This is a genomic window from Pseudomonas sp. F8002, from assembly GCF_013385495.1.
Lineage (GTDB): Bacteria > Pseudomonadota > Gammaproteobacteria > Pseudomonadales > Pseudomonadaceae > Aquipseudomonas.
In genome coordinates this window covers 191,471-207,260 of the sequence record NZ_JACAPW010000024.1, presented here as the reverse complement: position 1 = coordinate 207,260, position 15,790 = coordinate 191,471, and the positions used below count along the sequence as shown (strand labels likewise).

The 15,790-nt window shown below is 62.1% G+C and carries 17 protein-coding genes; 3 read left to right on the top strand and 14 right to left on the bottom strand.

Translation table 11 applies throughout. From position 1 onward, the window contains the following. The first annotated feature begins 75 nt into the window (after nt 1–75). On the top strand, nt 76–999 hold the full coding sequence (gene tagQ, locus HX811_RS18890) for a type VI secretion system-associated lipoprotein TagQ (protein ID WP_003213311.1): 924 nt from the start codon (nt 76–78) through the stop codon (nt 997–999). Nucleotides 1,000–1,124: 125 nt separating this feature from the next. After that, nucleotides 1,125–1,505, top strand: a complete 381-nt coding sequence (locus tag HX811_RS18885) for a hypothetical protein (RefSeq protein ID WP_008439448.1) — start codon at nt 1,125–1,127, stop codon at nt 1,503–1,505. 134 nt (nt 1,506–1,639) lie between these two features. Here HX811_RS18885 and HX811_RS18880 read toward each other — a convergent pair whose 3' ends face one another. The 9 genes from HX811_RS18880 to exbB all read right to left on the bottom strand — a co-directional run bounded on the left by HX811_RS18880 (nt 1,640) and on the right by exbB (nt 10,278). Beyond that, nucleotides 1,640–3,040, bottom strand: coding sequence for an aminoacyl-tRNA deacylase and HDOD domain-containing protein (locus tag HX811_RS18880; RefSeq protein WP_177046849.1), 1,401 nt, complete (start codon nt 3,038–3,040; stop codon nt 1,640–1,642). 78 nt (nt 3,041–3,118) lie between these two features. Beyond that, complete coding sequence (recG, locus tag HX811_RS18875; RefSeq protein ID WP_003213306.1) at nt 3,119–5,194, bottom strand: ATP-dependent DNA helicase RecG; 2,076 nt, start codon at nt 5,192–5,194, stop codon at nt 3,119–3,121. 8 nt (nt 5,195–5,202) lie between these two features. Next, nucleotides 5,203–6,123, bottom strand: coding sequence for a hydrogen peroxide-inducible genes activator (locus HX811_RS18870; protein ID WP_003213305.1), 921 nt, complete (start codon nt 6,121–6,123; stop codon nt 5,203–5,205). Between the two features lie 114 nt (nt 6,124–6,237). After that, complete coding sequence (locus HX811_RS18865; RefSeq protein ID WP_087693714.1) at nt 6,238–6,768, bottom strand: iron transporter; 531 nt, start codon at nt 6,766–6,768, stop codon at nt 6,238–6,240. 19 nt (nt 6,769–6,787) lie between these two features. Beyond that, complete coding sequence (locus HX811_RS18860) at nt 6,788–7,606, bottom strand: FTR1 family protein (protein WP_008439439.1); 819 nt, start codon at nt 7,604–7,606, stop codon at nt 6,788–6,790. 3 nt (nt 7,607–7,609) lie between these two features. Further along, entirely contained in the window at nt 7,610–7,945 is a 336-nt protein-coding gene (locus tag HX811_RS18855; protein WP_177041067.1) for a cupredoxin domain-containing protein, read from the bottom strand. Nucleotides 7,946–8,113: 168 nt separating this feature from the next. Next, nucleotides 8,114–8,863 (bottom strand): energy transducer TonB, encoded by a 750-nt coding sequence (locus HX811_RS18850; RefSeq protein WP_003213297.1) that lies wholly within the window; start codon nt 8,861–8,863, stop codon nt 8,114–8,116. Continuing rightward, the gene (exbD, locus tag HX811_RS18845; RefSeq protein WP_003213296.1) at nt 8,860–9,285 is read right to left on the bottom strand and encodes a TonB system transport protein ExbD; all 426 of its coding nucleotides are present in this window, start codon (nt 9,283–9,285) and stop codon (nt 8,860–8,862) included. Before exbD ends, HX811_RS18850 begins: the two co-directional genes overlap by 4 nt. A gap of 6 nt (nt 9,286–9,291) precedes the next feature. Beyond that, nucleotides 9,292–10,278 carry a tonB-system energizer ExbB gene (exbB, locus tag HX811_RS18840; protein WP_087693713.1) on the bottom strand — a complete coding sequence of 329 codons (987 nt, stop codon included), beginning with the start codon at nt 10,276–10,278 and terminating at the stop codon, nt 9,292–9,294. A gap of 189 nt (nt 10,279–10,467) precedes the next feature. Here exbB and HX811_RS18835 point away from each other — a divergent pair, with 189 nt between their 5' ends. Next, entirely contained in the window at nt 10,468–11,319 is an 852-nt protein-coding gene (locus tag HX811_RS18835) for an SDR family oxidoreductase (RefSeq protein WP_177046847.1), read from the top strand. Between the two features lie 5 nt (nt 11,320–11,324). On the opposite strand, the gene HX811_RS18830 is transcribed toward HX811_RS18835, so the two are convergent. From HX811_RS18830 to rpoZ, 5 genes are all read right to left on the bottom strand, one after another. Further along, on the bottom strand, nt 11,325–12,059 hold the full coding sequence (locus tag HX811_RS18830; RefSeq protein WP_177046845.1) for a hypothetical protein: 735 nt from the start codon (nt 12,057–12,059) through the stop codon (nt 11,325–11,327). 75 nt (nt 12,060–12,134) lie between these two features. Beyond that, nucleotides 12,135–12,878 (bottom strand): hypothetical protein, encoded by a 744-nt coding sequence (locus tag HX811_RS18825; RefSeq protein WP_003213290.1) that lies wholly within the window; start codon nt 12,876–12,878, stop codon nt 12,135–12,137. 63 nt (nt 12,879–12,941) lie between these two features. Further along, nucleotides 12,942–13,322, bottom strand: a complete 381-nt coding sequence (locus HX811_RS18820; RefSeq protein ID WP_003213288.1) for a RidA family protein — start codon at nt 13,320–13,322, stop codon at nt 12,942–12,944. 24 nt (nt 13,323–13,346) lie between these two features. Continuing rightward, nucleotides 13,347–15,452, bottom strand: a complete 2,106-nt coding sequence (gene spoT, locus HX811_RS18815) for a bifunctional GTP diphosphokinase/guanosine-3',5'-bis pyrophosphate 3'-pyrophosphohydrolase (RefSeq protein ID WP_008439435.1) — start codon at nt 15,450–15,452, stop codon at nt 13,347–13,349. Nucleotides 15,453–15,512: 60 nt separating this feature from the next. After that, the gene (gene rpoZ, locus HX811_RS18810) at nt 15,513–15,776 is read right to left on the bottom strand and encodes a DNA-directed RNA polymerase subunit omega (RefSeq protein WP_003176920.1); all 264 of its coding nucleotides are present in this window, start codon (nt 15,774–15,776) and stop codon (nt 15,513–15,515) included. Nucleotides 15,777–15,790: the final 14 nt, after the last annotated feature.

Sequence of the window (15,790 nt, the reverse complement as noted above, 5' to 3'; positions counted from 1 at the left end):
GTACAGCGAGCTTGGAAGGGACTCAGGCGGCGGTGGGCCGCGCTGGGCAAGTCAAACTTAAAAGAGAACACAACGATGATTTTTTCCCGTAAGGCGGTTTCCAAGCGTCATCTGCTGCTGATTGCCGCAGGCTTCAGCACGGTGCTGACCGGTTGCGCAACGTCGCCGACCAACAAGGTCGCCTCGACCACCAAGGTCGAGTACTACCCGAACTGCTACGAGCCGGTGCAGCACCTGCGTGCTACCGATTCGGACCTGACCAAGTCGGTGGTCACCGGCGCCGCCCTGGGTGCGGCCGGTGGTGCTTTGCTGGGCGCCCTGACCGGCGACTCCGACAAGCGTGGCCGCAACGCTGCCATCGGTGCAGCGGGCGGCGCCCTGGCCGGTGGTGCTGCGGGTTACTACACCGAGCGCCAGAAGCAGATCACCGATGACAACCAGCGCATCGCCTCCTACGCCACCGACGTCAACAAGCGTGCCTCCGACATCGACCGCAGCACCGCGTACGCCAAGGCGTCCCAGCAGTGCTACCAGAGCGCGTTCACCAAGCTGGTGGCCGACCGCAAGGCCAAGACCGTCAACGACGTTGAAGGCCGCAAGCGCCTGGCAGAAATCGTCTCGGGCCTGAAAGAGTCCAACGACCTGATCGTCGCGGTGAACGGCAAGGCCAGCGAAGACCTGAACAACTACACCCAGGCGTACGAGCAGGATCTGCAACAAGTGGGCGTACAACGTGCTGACGTGGTCACTGTTGCGACTGCCGATACCACGCCGGTGGTGACGCCAGCCAAAGGTAAGAAGCCGGTAAAAGTCGCGAAAAAGCCGGTACTGCCAACCGTGCCGAAAGAAGCCGTAGCCACCGAGAAAACCATCCAGACCGCCCAGACCAAACAAGCTGAAAGCAAGCAGGTTGCCAGCGCCGGTAAAGCGCAGATCGAAGGCACTTGCCGTGATCCGAACCTGGCGGATTGGGCACCGGTTCCTTGCCCTAACGTCTGAGGAAAGTTGTTGCTATAAGCGTTAAACGCCAGCCGATCTCCTGCTAAAACGGGAGATCGGTAGCGTTATTTGCACAAATCGTTAAACTGCTGCGGCCACCCAATAATTACACTGAGGCCGTGTGCATGAAATTTCGTTTTCTTCTCTGGATGCTTGGCCTGTTGATGGGCAAAGCCAGCCGCACCAACCCTGCGTTCCAGCAGCAGTTGGGTGACAAGGACCTGGCGTTCCAGTTGCAGACCCTCGACGGCAAGGTTGCCCGTCACTTCATCGTCAAAGACCAGCGCATTACCAGCCGCTCGGGTGTTCATCCCGCGCCTGCGTTTGCTATTGCCTTCAAGGATGCCGCCTACGGCTTCGCCACGATGCAGGCGAAGAACAAGCAACTGGCGTTCATGACGGGGATTCAGGACAAGTCGATCCAGATCAAGGGCAACCCGGCGCTGGTGATCTGGTTCCAGGGGTTGACCAAGTATTTGAAGCCGAAGAAAAAGCCCAAAGGCTAGGGGTTCTTCAGCAATACTGCGTCGCCTGCATTCGCGAGCAAGCCCGCTCCCACATTCAATCCCATTCCAAAGTTGGAACTCGGTCGAATGTGGGAGCGGGCTTGCTCGCGAATACGGTGTAACAGGCGCCCGATTTATCCCTGGCTGAACTGCGAAGCCAACTCGCGCAACAACGTCTCCGCGTCCAGCACCTTGGTCACCACATCCTCTGCCTTGTCCCGGGTCAGCCCCAGGCGCTCAAGCAGTTCGTCCGGGATGGATTCATCCGGCCCCGAGCCGATGCCGCGGCTGCGCAACAAGCGCACGGCCAGGCACACCAGGTTCGGGTATTCCGCATATTGGCCGTCGTAGGTCGGGTCGTGCTGGAAGCGCAGGGCGGTGGACAGTTCGTCCGGCATGTCCCAATAGCGCATCAACCACGCACCAATCTGCTCGCGGCTGATGCCCAGCAGATGCTGCTCGATGTAGCTGTGGCACAGGTGCGGGTTGACCTCCAGGTGCCGGCAGATCAGTGAGAAGTGCGGCGGGAAGACGTGGGCCAGCAACAGGTAGCCGAAATTGTGCAGCAGGCCGGCGAGGTACGTCAGCCCGGCTTCCGGGCGCTGGGCGCGGGGCATGGCGCGGGTCAGGCCTTCGATGACGGCAGCGGTGTAGATCGACTGGTGCCAGTACGGCGTGGCCTGTTGCGGGTGGTCCTTGGGCAGGCTCAAGGTCTTGCCCAGGGCCAGGCCGAGTGCGAGGTTGATCACCAGGTCAAAGCCCAGCACGCGCACGATGGCGTCTTCCACCGAGCGGATCTTGCCCGGCGAGGCGTAGTAGGGCGACGCGGCCCAACTCACCACCTGGGCGGCCAGGGCCGGGTCGGTTTCGACCACGCCGGTGATGTCGTCGATGGTGGCGTTGGGGTCGACCCGCAGCTTGATGATCTTTTGCGCGGTATCGGCCAGCGGCGGAATTTCGATGGTGGCTTCCAGGCGCTGCTGGATACGGCGGGCGGTGAACGCCTGCATCGCCTGGGTGATTTCCTCGCGGTCGTCGTTGGGGCGATCCAGGTTTGGCCGGATGTTGCTCAGCGGCTCGCCGAAATGCGCGGCGCTGGCCTTGGTCAGCATGCTCTTGAACGCGTCGCTGGAAATCTCCAGCAGCAGCCCGGCTTCGCCCGAGTGCACCAGCACGGTCGGCTCACGCAACAGGCTTTCTTCGTACAGGCAGGGAGAACTGGTCAGCGGCGGCAGGCCGGGCAGCAGGCTCAGGCTGTGCTTGCCGAGCATGCGCTCCAGGCGCTCCGGCGACACGGCCGTGAGGCGCCGACCGGTGAGCTCGGCGAGGCGATTAAGGTCCAGCAACTGGTTCTGTGGAAACAGCACCATGAGTGCACCCACGGCATCATCGAGCAGTACGGCTTGAACCTTCTGCGCCGGGTTCAGGCCGGGGCGTTCGGAAACTTCCGTGTAGCTGATGGCGAGCTTTGCAAGCAGCGTCCGAATCACCGAGGGTGCAGTCGGTGGGGCTGTGGCGAGGGCAACTTCTGACATGGCCTGAATCCAATTTCCTACAGTCATTGGAGTATAACCAGCTTGATACAAGTGAGGGTTGTCTAAGTGAGTCAGCCGTCACACTTGGCCGTATTGCTGCCCATGTCTCAGCCAGCGATCCAGCAGCGGGCTGACGTGTTCCGGCCAACGCTCCAGTAACGCCTGGGCCGCGTCGCGCACGGCGGGCAGCAAGTCGGCATCGCGCATCAGGTCGGCGACCTTGAATTGCAGCAGGCCGGTCTGGCGGGTGCCGAGCATCTCGCCGGGGCCGCGCAGTTCTAGGTCTTTTTCGGCGATCACGAAGCCATCGTTGGTTTCGCGCATGATCCCCAGGCGCTGGCGACCGATCTGCGACAGCGGCGGGTGGTACAGCAGCACACAGTGGCTGGCGGCGCTGCCCCGGCCGACGCGGCCGCGCAATTGGTGCAGTTGCGCCAGGCCCAGGCGCTCGGGGTTCTCGATGATCATCAGGCTGGCGTTGGGGACGTCGACGCCGACTTCAATCACCGTGGTCGCCACCAGCAATTGCAGGTTGCCGGCCTTGAACTCGGCCATCACCGCGGCCTTTTCCACCGGCTTCATGCGACCGTGGATCAGCCCGACCTTGAGTTCACCCAAGGCGCTGGTGAGGTCTTCATAGGTGGTTTCAGCGGCCTGGCAGGTCAGCTCTTCGGATTCTTCGATCAGCGTGCACACCCAATACGCCTGACGGCCTTCGGCGCAGGCGCCGCGCACCCGTTCGATGACTTCGACGCGGCGGGTGTCGGTGACCAGCACGGTGTTGACCGGCGTTCGGCCCGGCGGCAGTTCGTCGAGGATCGAAGTGTCGAGGTCGGCATAGGCGCTCATGGCCAGGGTGCGCGGGATGGGTGTGGCGGTCATGATCAACTGGTGCGGGCTCATGCGGCCGCCCACGCCTTTCTGGCGCAGGGCCAGGCGCTGCTGCACACCGAAGCGGTGCTGTTCGTCGATGATCACCAGCGCCAGATTCTTGAACTTCACTTCGTCCTGGAACAACGCGTGGGTGCCCACCACCATCGGGGCGCCGGCGGCGATCTGCTCTAGGGCGGCTACGCGGTTCTTGCCCTTGAGCTTGCCAGCCAGCCACGCGACTTCCAGGCCCAGCGGTTCGAGCCAGCGCTTGAAGGTGATGAAGTGCTGCTCGGCGAGAATCTCGGTGGGCGCCATCAGCGCCACCTGATAGCCGGCTTCGAGGGCCTGCAACGCGGCGAGGGCGGCGACCACGGTTTTACCCGCGCCCACGTCACCCTGGATCAGCCGCAGCATCGGTTCTTTCTGGCTCAGGTCGTAGGCGATTTCATTGCCGACCCGTTGCTGGGCGCCCGTCGGTGCAAACCCCAGGTTGGCCAGGTATTGCGCAGGCAGGCGCTTGGCCTTGGGCATGGCCGGCGCGCGCAGCGAACGCATGCTCTCGCGCAGGCGCTGCTGGGACAGTTGATGGGTCAGCAGTTCTTCGAACGCCAGGCGATGCTGGGCCCAATGATGCCCGAGAGCCAACTCGTCGACGTCGGCATCGGCGGGTGGGTGATGCAGGTAGCGGATCGCATCATCCAGCGGCGCCAGTTGATAGTCGCGCGCCAGTTCCTGGGGCAGCCAGTCGGGCAGGCTTTTTGGCCCGAGCATCGTCAGAGTCTGCATGCACAGTTGGCGCAAGCGCTGCTGGGTCAGGCCTTCGGTGAGCGGGTAAATTGGCGTGAGGGTGGTGTCTACCGGCGGCGGTTCGTCGCCGGTAATCGCGCGGTATTCCGGGTGATAGATTTCCAGCCCCGAAGCACCGGGCCGGGCTTCGCCGTAGCAGCGCACGCGGGTACCACGCTTGAGGCCTTCCTTCTGGGCGTTGCTGAAGTGGTAGAAGCGCAGGCTCAGGCCGCCGGTGCCGTCTTGCAGGCGCACCACCAAGCTACGGCGCTTGCCCATGACCACGTCGGCGCCGCTGACGGTGCCTTCAACCACGGCGTCCTGCCCAGGGCGCAAGTGGCCGATGGGCACCACGCGGGTGCGGTCCTGGTAACGCAGGGGCAGGTGGAACAGCACGTCCTGGAGATTTTCCAGCCCGACCTTGGCCAACTTCTCGGCCATGGCCTCCCCGACACCCTTGAGTGCCGTCACCGATACCTGCGACAGCTCAGTCATACCGTTACTTAGCTCGCAGCAGGCGGCTTGGCCACCGAACACAGGCGGATCGAGTCGGCGAGGATTTCAATCGCTTTCGGACGCGGGAAGCTCGCACGCCAGGCAATCGCCACGGTGCGGAACGGTACCGGCGGCGTCAGTGGGCGCACGGCGATCACGCCGGGGGCGTAGTGATGGCTGTCGACCGCCGACAGCGGCAGGATCGAGATACCCAGGCCGGAGGCGACCATATGGCGAATGGTTTCCAGGGAGCTGGACTCCACGGTGGTGTGCTTGGCGCCGTCGTTGCCCTTGGTCAGGGTCGGGCAGGCTTCCAGCACCTGGTCGCGGAAGCAATGGCCTTCGCCCAGCAACAGCAGGCTCTTGTCGTTGAGCAGGCCCGCGTCGATGGTGTCTTTCTGCGTCCATGGGTGGGACGCCGGCATCAGCACGTAGAACGGCTCATCGTAGAGCGGCAGGGTCAGCACATCCGCCTCGTTGAACGGCAGGGCGATGATGATCGCGTCCAGCTCGCCGTTGCGCAGTTTGTCGCGCAGCACGTGGGTGAAGTTTTCTTCGATATACAGCGGCATCTGCGGCGCGACGCGGTGCAGTTGCGGAATCAAGTGCGGGAACAGGTACGGGCCGACGGTGTAGATGGCGCCGACTTTCAGCGGCGCGGTCAACTGGTTCTTGCCAGCCTGGGCCAGCTCGCGAATGCTTTGGGCCTGTTCCAGAACCTTCTGGGCCTGGGCGACGATGCCTTCGCCGACGGGCGTCAGGCGCACGGCGCTTTTGCTGCGCTCGAAAATCAGCACACCGAGTTCGTCTTCAAGCTTCTTCACACCCACCGACAGCGTCGGCTGGCTGACGTGGCAACGCTCGGCCGCGTGGCCGAAGTGCTGCTCTTGGGCGAGGGTAACGATGTAGCGTAATTCTGTAAGAGTCATAGCGGGCGTCCATGAGGTTGCGGGCCAAGCATACCGGCTGCAATCGATAGACGCACGTTATCAGACAGCGTAGGGGCCGCAACACCGGTTAATCGGGTATCGCCGCCCCGTATTTCACTTTTGCGGGTACTTGAAGGTGAAGGTTTCGGTGAAGGGAGCCCACCATTCAGGCACGCCGGTTTCCTTGTCTACATGGTGGAAGAAGCCCTTGATCTGTGGGCTTTCATAGCGCAACACCACGGTGTAGGTGCCGGGGCCGTCCATTTTCACGTTGTTGGCGTAGTGGGCGCCGTCTTTGGCCACCATCGGCAACAGCGTGCCGATTTCCTTGTAGTCGGGCGAGCCCTCCTTGACCAGTGAGTAGCTGATGGTCAGGTAGGGCACCCACTCACCGTTGGACAGGCCGTATTTGTTGTCGGCGGTGGCGTGCACATCGGTTTCAAGGTGTACCGAGTCCTTGCTCATCACCATGCCTGGCGGCATGGGCGCCATTTCGATGCCCACCAAGTACGAGGAGGCGATCTCCATGTCATTGATCTGCACCGGTCCGCCAATCGGGTATTCGCGGGCTTGGGCGAGGGAGGAAGCGGCCACGGCGCTGACGAGCAGCAGTGCGGCGGCGAAGGGGTTGCGCAGGTGTTTCATGGTGGGGCTCCTGGGGCGGTTAATGTGATTGTGTCGGGCGTGAATGCAGTAAACGGTTACCCAGCACCAGGAGCGAGAGGGTGACGAGCCACGCCACCAATTGAACGCCCAGAGGTCGGTCGGTGTAGCCCACCAGCGCGGTCAATGCGCGGCCGGTGAGGCTGCCATCGGAGACCAGCCAGGAGGTGTCCCAGAGCTGGTAGCCCCAGGCGGGAATCAGGTCGATACCGGCGAGGATCGCGGCGGCCCGGCCAGCCATGCCGGCGGCAAGCAAGGCGATCATCCAGCCGGTAATCGAGAACAGGCGCTTGAGGCTGATGGCGACCAGGCCGCGGTACATCAGCCAGGACAGCGCGGCGCCGGCGACGATACCGAGCACGCCGCCGGCCAGCATCGACAGTGGGTCTGTCTGGCTGGAGGCGGCGATGCCATAGAGGAACAGCACGATTTCCGAGCCTTCGCGCAGCACGGCCACGGTGATGACCACGGCCAGGGCCCAGAGTGATTTTTCACCCTTGAGTACTGAATTGCCGGCGCTGCGCAGTTGGGTCGCCAGCTCGCGACCATGACTGGCCATCCACAGGTTGTGCCAGCCCAGCATGACTACGGCGACCACCAGGATGGCTGCGTTGAAAATCTCCTGGCCAAAGCCCTGCAGCGCCTGGGTAATTGCGCCGGTAAATAGTGCGAGGATGCCGGCACCGAGCACGCCGGCTGCGATTCCGCCGCCAATGAACAGCCCACGTCTTGCCAGGCCCTGGGTGGCGGCCATCACGATGCCCACCACAATCCCGGCTTCCAGCACTTCACGAAACACGATCAACAGACAGGCCAGCATGGCTTACTCCTTGGCTGCGACGGCGGTGACCGTGCCTTTGGCCTGGTCGGGGTGGTAGTCATCGAAGAAGGTGTAGGTGCCGGGATGCAGCGGGCCGGCAAACACCGTGATGGTGTTGCCGGGGACAATGATTTTTTCGAATTTCATGTCGTAGCTTTCGAACTCGTCGACGCTTTCATCGTGGCTGGTGAGTTGAATGCGAAAGCGCTCACCGGCCGGCACCTCGAACGTCGAGGGGCTGAAGGTGTGATTCTGAATGACCAGGGTGACCAGCTGATCCGCCTGTGCGGCGACGGGGAAAGCCAGTAGGAGGAGAGCCAGCCGGGCAAGGTTGGGCATGCCGAATGTCCGCTAATGAGAACTATTCGCGGATAATTAGCGTTGTCTTTAATTGTTACAAGTGAAGATCGAGTTAGGTGTCGATTCGTTCAAGCCTGGTTCAGGTTGCGGTGATGCGCGGGGGAGGGAACAGCAGCCGTGGGCACCCGAGAGTGCCCACGGTAGGGTTTAGCGGCGACGTTTTTCGATGTTGTAAACGAATGGTGCAACGATCTCGATGCTCCCGCCTTTCAACATGTCGGCCGGCGGCTTGGGCAGCGGCTGGGCACGACGGATCATGTCGAGGGTGGCGCGGTCCAGGTCGGCGTTGCCGGAGCGGCCCACCAGTTCGTAGGACAGCACGTTGCCATCGGCATCCACCACGAAACGCAGGCGGTTCAGGCCTTCCTTGCCACGCGCCTGGGCGCCCGGCGGGTACTTCTTGTACTTCTGCAGGTGGCCCAGCAGGGTACTTTCCCAGGTGGCCTTGGCCGCGATCTGCTGCGGTGAAGGGCCCGGTTGTGGCTGGGCGGATTTTTCCGTAGGCGCGTTGTTCTGCGGAGTTTCGCTCGGCGGCTCTTCGGAAGGTTTTTCCTTGGGCGGATCGGGCTTCTTCTCCACAGGCTTGGGCGGCTGTGGTTTTGGCTTGGGCTTGACCGGCTTTGGCACCTGGATCGTGGGCTTAGGTGCCTCGGCCAGTTTCGGCAATGGCAGCTCTTCGACCGGCGCAGGCGGCTGTGGCGGCGTGATCACCTTCGGCGGGGCCGGAGGTGGCGGCGCCGGCATCGGTGCCAGGTCGATGACCATGGCGGCCGGAGGCAGCTGGACCATATGTGGCGCCGACCACTGGAGCGCGATGATGATCGCGACGGCGTGGACGCCCAGCACGACGGCGAGGCTGGTGCCATAACGCGTCAGTTTGTGGCGCGTCGTGATCATTTCTTGGCTGCCGTCTCAAGTCCGACCAGGCCTACCTTGAGGTAGCCGGCCGCCCGCAGGGCATCCATCACGCTCATCAGGTCGCCGTAGTCCACGCCCTTGTCGGCCTGGAAGAAGATGGTCGTGTCTTTCTTGCCCTGGGTCTTGGCGTCGAGCACCGCGCCCAGGGTGTCGGATTTGACTTCTTCTTCGCCCAGGAACAGACGCTGGTCCGCCTTCACGCTGAGGAATATCGGTTTCTCCGGCCGCGGCGCAGGTTTCGCGCTGGAAGCGGGCAGGTCGACCTTGATATCCACGGTGGCCAACGGTGCTGCCACCATGAAGATGATCAGCAGCACCAGCATCACGTCGATAAACGGCGTGACGTTGATTTCGTGGTTCTCGACGAGCTCGTCGTCGCCTTGATTCAAATGCAGGCCCATGGCCGATTACCCCACTTTCACCATGTGCGGTTGCGAGCTGCGCTCGGAAGGCAGGTGATCGAGGTCACGGCTGACCAGCAACAGGACTTCTGCCGAAGCGTCCGACACCTGCGCCTTGTAGCCGGCGATCGAACGGGCGAAGACGTTGTAGATCACCACCGCAGGAATCGCGGCAACCAGGCCCAGTGCGGTTGCCAGCAGGGCTTCGGCGATGCCGGGCGCCACGACGGCGAGGTTGGTGGTCTGGGTTTTGGCGATGCCGATGAAGCTGTTCATGATGCCCCACACGGTACCGAACAGGCCGACGAAGGGCGCGGTGGAACCGATGGTTGCCAGCACGCCGGTGCCGTTGCTCATGTTGCGACCGCAGGCGGCAACCAGGCGCTCAAGACGGAAACTCACGCGTTCCTTGATGCCTTCCTTTTCACGGGTGTTGGCAGACAGGCGCATCTCTTCGAGTGCGTCGTGAACCAGCAGGTGCGCCAGGGTGCCCTTCTTCGCCGCGCTTTCGCTGGCTTCTTTCAGGGTGGTGGCTTTTTTCAGGTGGACGATTTCAGTGCGCAGGCGACGCTTGGCGCCCAGCAGTTCGAAGCCCTTGGCGATCCAGATGGTCCAGGTGATGATCGAAGCGATGGCCAGGCCGATCATCACGATCTTCACGATGATGTCAGCGTTCTGGTACATGCCCCACGGCGACAGGTCGTGGGCCATGCCCAGGCTGTTGTCTTCTTCCAGCACGACGCCGGATTCGTCAGCCGGTGCGCCTTCGGCGGCCAGGGCCGGGTCGGTCGCGGCCGGTGCGGCGGCTGGCGCAGGAGCGTTTTGCTCTGTAGCTGGCGCGCTCGCTGCAGGCGGGGCGGCCGGCGCGGTGTTGTCGGCGAACGCGGCGGTCGGTGCCAGCAGGACGCTGAACAGCACTGCAGCAATCGCACGCCAGGCGCGGGATGGGCTGTGAGGCTTGGTTGGCGAAGCGGGGGATGTATTGCGTGTCATGCTGGCCGGACCTGAGAGAAAAAAATGAGTGAGCGTCCTTCCAGACCGTAACGGGTCGAGGACAAATGGGCGGTTATTATTGCAAGTAATTCTTGTTAACAGAAGTAATACAGTTACTTTATTTGTCGTTTTGCTGGCCGCTGGTCATCTGCGGGGGCTAACCTTGACCTTTAAGAACGGAGTTTTGTGATGTCTGCGCCTTCTGTGGTGATTGCCGGTTGCGGCGATGTCGGTAGCCGTCTGGCCACCCAATTGCTGGCCCAGGGCTGGGAGGTTCATGGCCTGCGGCGGGATATTTCGCGCCTTCCCAAGGGGGTTATCGGGATTGCCGGCGACCTGTTCAATGAAGACTGCCCCGATACCTGGCCGGTGGGCGGGGTGGATTACCTGGTGTATTGCGCGGCGGCCACCGATCACGACGAGGCCGGTTATCGCGCGGCATACGTGCAAGGGTTGCGGCATGTGCTGGAGTGGCTGAACGACTACGGCCAGGAGCCCAGGCACCTGCTGTTTGTGTCCAGCAGCAGTGTTTACGGGCAGCAGAACGGTGAGTGGGTCGACGAAGAATCCGCGACCCAGGCGAGCGGTTATTCCGGGCAAGTCATGCTGGAGGCCGAGCAGGTGGCATTGAAGAGCGGGATTCCCGCCACTGTCGTGCGCCTTACCGGGATCTATGGGCCGGGCCGTGAGCGTTTGTCGACCCAGGTACGTGAAGGCTATCGCGTGACGATCGACCCACCTTTATATGGCAACCGGATTCACGTTGACGACGCCGCCGGCCTGCTGGCGTTTTTGCTGCGGCATGTGGAGCAGGGCGGTGCACTGCAACAGTGCTACATCGGCGTCGACGACGCACCTGCGCCTTTGGCCGAGGTGGTGGACTGGCTGCGTGAGTATCTCGGCGTGACCGAATGGGCTGCAGACGCCAGCGTGCGACGAGCCGGCAGCAAGCGGTGCAGTAATGCCCGGGCGAAGGCGTTGGGCTGGGTGCCGAAGTACCCGAGTTATCGCGAAGGGTATGCGGCGATTCTTCAGCGGTAATTGCGTCACTGCTTTTCCAGCAGCCACTGGCGCGGGCCTGGAGTGAGTTGAGGGATTTCGTCGGGTCGCGACAGGTTGATTGCCTGGAGAATCTCCAGCTGTTTGCCGTAGCGGATAAAAATCCAGCTGGCTCCCACATCGCCCTTGCCCAGGTAGAGGGTGTCATTGCCGGCCCCCTGGGTGGCGCAATCGCCGCCCAGGCAAAGCTCGTACCGGTCGTTTTGCGCCAGGCCCGATACGCTGCCGTCGGCGTTGAACACTACGAGGTTGCCGGCGCCCTGGCCTTCAATGATTTTCCACTGGCCGGCCATATAGGCTGAGTTGAGCGCCAGTCTGAAAGTCGTACCCCACCTGGCACCTTCGACGATGGGTTGGCCGGGACGGGTGAAGCGTTGGGCCGCGTAGTTTCGTGTGGTCTGCTGGATCAGTTGTTTGCCATCCAAATGCAGTTCATCGGTGCCATGGCCGTTGTAGTCGACGGTCCATACATCCGGTGCCTTCGGCCGTAATTGACCTTCGCCCGACTCAAACGCGTTGCTGACCTGCGCCTTGCCGCTGCGGGTGTCGATGTTCCATTCCAGGTTCAAACCGTGGGCATCAATGGCTCTCAACAAGGGCCTGCCCTGGGCGGCTGAGTCGATGGCAGCCTGATTGATCCATAGCCCATTGATATCGTTTGTTTGCGATGTTTGAGTGCAGCCACCCAGCAGCATCAGGCCAAGGGCAAGTAAGGTGCGCATCGGGCAATCCCTGGAGGTGAAAAAACCATGGCGCAGACTAAAGAAAAAGGAGCCCGTGGGCTCCTTTGTTCTGTATCACTGTTTTTCCAGCAACCACTGCCGTGGCCCGGGGGTAAACGAGGGTACCTCGTCGGCCTGGGCGGTGTTGATCGCCTGGAAGATCTCCAGTTGCTTGCCCTTGCGCGCAAAGATCCACGGGTTGCCCTGGCCGTTCAACTGTAGCCAGATACTGTCGTAGCCGCCGCTCATGGAGGCGCAATCGCCCGCCAGGCACAGCGAGTACTGATCGGCGCCGGGCAAGCCGGTCACCTGGCCATTGGCCTGGAACTGTACGGTGGCGCCTTCGCCAGTGCCGCTGCTGATTTTCCAGGTGCCGCCCATGTAGGCGGCGTACAGGGTGCGTTCGAAGTTGGCACCCAGTGGCGCGCCTTCGGGGGCTGGATCCTTGGCACGGGCGAACAGTTGCTCGGGCTCGTTATCATTGGCCCCTTGCAGCAGCAGCTTGCCTTTACGCTTGAGTTCAGTGGCGGAGCTGCCGTAGAAATCGACACTCCAGGCGCCGGATTTTTCACCCAGCAATTTGCCTTCAGCTACTTCAAAACCGTTGTAGTAGCGGGCCTGGGACGCTTTGGTGTTCACCTCCCATTCGAGGTTCGGACCATAGCTCTGCAGGGCTTCACGCAAAGGGCCGCCCTTGGCTGCCGCGTCGATGGCGGCCTGGTTGATCCAGGTGCCGCTCACATCCAGGTCGGCGGGATTGCTGGCGCAGCCGCCGAGCAACAGGGCGAGCAACGAAGAGGCAACGAGCGCTTTGCGCATTACGAAATCCTTCCAAGAACCAATTCGGCGCAGCCTTCCCGTGGAAGCGCTGCGCCGGATGTTTTACTCGATGACCAGAATGGCGTCCATCTCAACCTGCGCGCCCTTTGGCAGGGCGGCAACGCCGATGGCGGCGCGGGCAGGGTACGGCTGTTCGAAGTATTTGCCCATGATCTCGTTGACCTTGGCGAAGTGGCTCAGGTCGGTGAGGAAGATGTTCAGTTTGACGATGTCCTTGAACGAACCGCCCGCAGCTTCGGCAACCGACTTCAGGTTTTCGAAGACCTGGATGGTCTGGGCTTCAAAACCTTCAACCAGCTCCATGGTTTTTGGGTCCAGTGGAATCTGGCCGGACATGTAGACGGTATTGCCCGCCTTGATCGCCTGGGAATAAGTACCGATTGCTGCTGGTGCCTTGTCGCTGGTGATAACAGTCTTGGTCATGAATGACTCCTTGTAATGGATGGGCTAGGCGCGCATGCGGGTGATGCGGATGACCCCGGTCAGGGCGCGCAGTTTCTTGATCACGCGGGCCAGGTGCACGCGGTCGTGCACGCTGACCACCAGTTGGACCACGCTGATGCGGCCATCGCGTTCGTCCATGCTGATTTTCTCGATATTGCCGTCGGCCGCGTTCACGCTGCTGGCCAGTAGGGCGATCAGGCCGCGCTGGTGTTCCAGCTCGACCCGCAGCTCGACGTTGAATTCGCCAGTGACATCCTTTGCCCACGAAAGCTGGATGCATTTCTCGGGGTTGTGGCGGATTTCACTGATATTGCGGCAGTTGTCCAGGTGCACCACCATGCCTTTGCCGGCGGACAAGTGGCCGACAATCGGGTCGCCCGGGATCGGCGTGCAGCACTTGGCGTAGCTGAGCACCAGGCCTTCGGTGCCGCGAATCGCCAGCGGGCCTTCGGGGCTTGGCAACTGTTCGCCTTCGCCCAGCAGGCGGCGCGCGACCACATAGGCCATGCGGTTGCCCAGGCCGATGTCTTCCAGCAAGTCTTCGATCAGTTCCTGGCGGTACTCGTGCAACATCGCCTGCACGCGTTCGGCCGGGATCTTGTCCAGTGAGCTGTCGAAGCCGTTGAGCACCTTGTTCAGCAGGCGTTCGCCCAGGCTGATGGACTCGGAACGGCGTTGCAGTTTCAGGGCGTGACGGATGTGGGTGCGAGCCTTGCCGGTGACCACAAAGTTGAGCCAGGCCGGGTTCGGGCGCGCGCCCGGTGCGCTGACGATCTCCACCGTGGAACCGCTTTGCAGCGGTTCCGACAGCGGGGCCAGTCGACGATTGATCCGACAGGCTATGCAGCTGTTACCCACATCGGTGTGCACCGCGTAGGCAAAGTCGACCGCCGTGGAGCCTTTGGGCAGCTCCATGATCCGGCCTTTGGGCGTGAACACGTAGACCTCGTCCGGGAACAGGTCGATCTTCACGCTTTCGATAAATTCCAGGGAGTTGCCGGCACGTTGCTGCATTTCCAGCACGCCCTTGACCCACTGGCGGGCGCGGGCATGGGTGCCTTTTGGCTGCTCGTCGCCGGTGGATTTGTACAGCCAATGGGCGGCGATGCCGTTGTTGGCCATCTCTTCCATTTCGCGGGTGCGGATCTGGATCTCGATCGGCACCCCGTGCATACCGAACAGCGTGGTATGCAGCGACTGGTAGCCGTTGGCCTTGGGAATCGCGATGTAATCCTTGAAGCGTCCGGGCAGGGGCTTGTACAAATTATGTACAGCACCCAGCACGCGGTAGCAGGTATCGACCTTGTCGACGATGATCCGGAACGCGTACACGTCCATGATCTCGTTGAAGGCCCGGCGCTTGCCGCGCATCTTCTTGTAGATGCCGTAGATGTGTTTCTGCCGGCCGCTGACTTCGCCCTCGATCTCATCGATCGCCAGGCAATGGCTCAGGGATTCTTCGATCTTGTTGACGATTTCCTTGCGATTGCCCCGGGCGCGTTTCACTGCCTGGTAGATGCGCGCGGAACGCATCGGGTGCATGGCCTTGAAGCCGAGGTCTTCGAACTCGATACGAATGGCATGCATGCCCAGCCGGTTGGCGATGGGCGCGTAGATTTCCAGGGTTTCCTTGGCGATGCGCCGGCGTTTTTCACCGGACAGCACTTCCAGCGTGCGCATGTTGTGCAGCCGGTCGGCCAGCTTGACCAGGATCACCCGGATGTCCCGGGCCATGGCCATGGCCATCTTCTGGAAGTTTTCCGCCTGGGCTTCGGCCTTGGTCTCGAAGTTCATCTGGGTCAGTTTGCTGACCCCGTCGACCAGTTCGGCCACGGTTTCGCCAAATTGCGCACTGAGCGCTTCCTTGGCAATGCCGGTGTCTTCGATCACGTCATGCAGCATCGCGGCCATCAGGCTCTGATGGTCCATGTGCATGTCGGCAAGAATATTGGCCACGGCAAGAGGATGCGTGACATACGCCTCGCCACTGCGGCGGCGTTGGCCGTCGTGGGCTTGTTCGGCGTAGAAATACGCTCGGCGGACCAGGTTGACCTGGTCTGGGCCGAGGTAGGTCGATAAGCGATCGGCGAGGGCGTCTATGCTCGGCAAAGTATTAACTCCTGCCGTTGGCTGTGACCCCGCGCCGTGCTACGTCGACCAGGCATAGGCTTAGACGGCCTCGTTGGACTCGTCCTCGAACGCTGCGAACAGCGGTTCGTCTTCAACGATTTCGGCGTTGGCGATGAACTCGTAGCTCATCAGGCCTTCAGCGATTTCACGCAGGGCTACAACGGTAGGCTTGTCGTTTTCCCACTGGACCAGGGGCTCTTTGCCGCCAGTGGCCAGTTGACGGGCACGCTTGGTAGAGAGCATGACCAGCTCAAAGCGGTTATCCACGTGTTCTAGGCAGTCTTCAACGGTTACGCGGGCCATGGTATTCCTCGGAG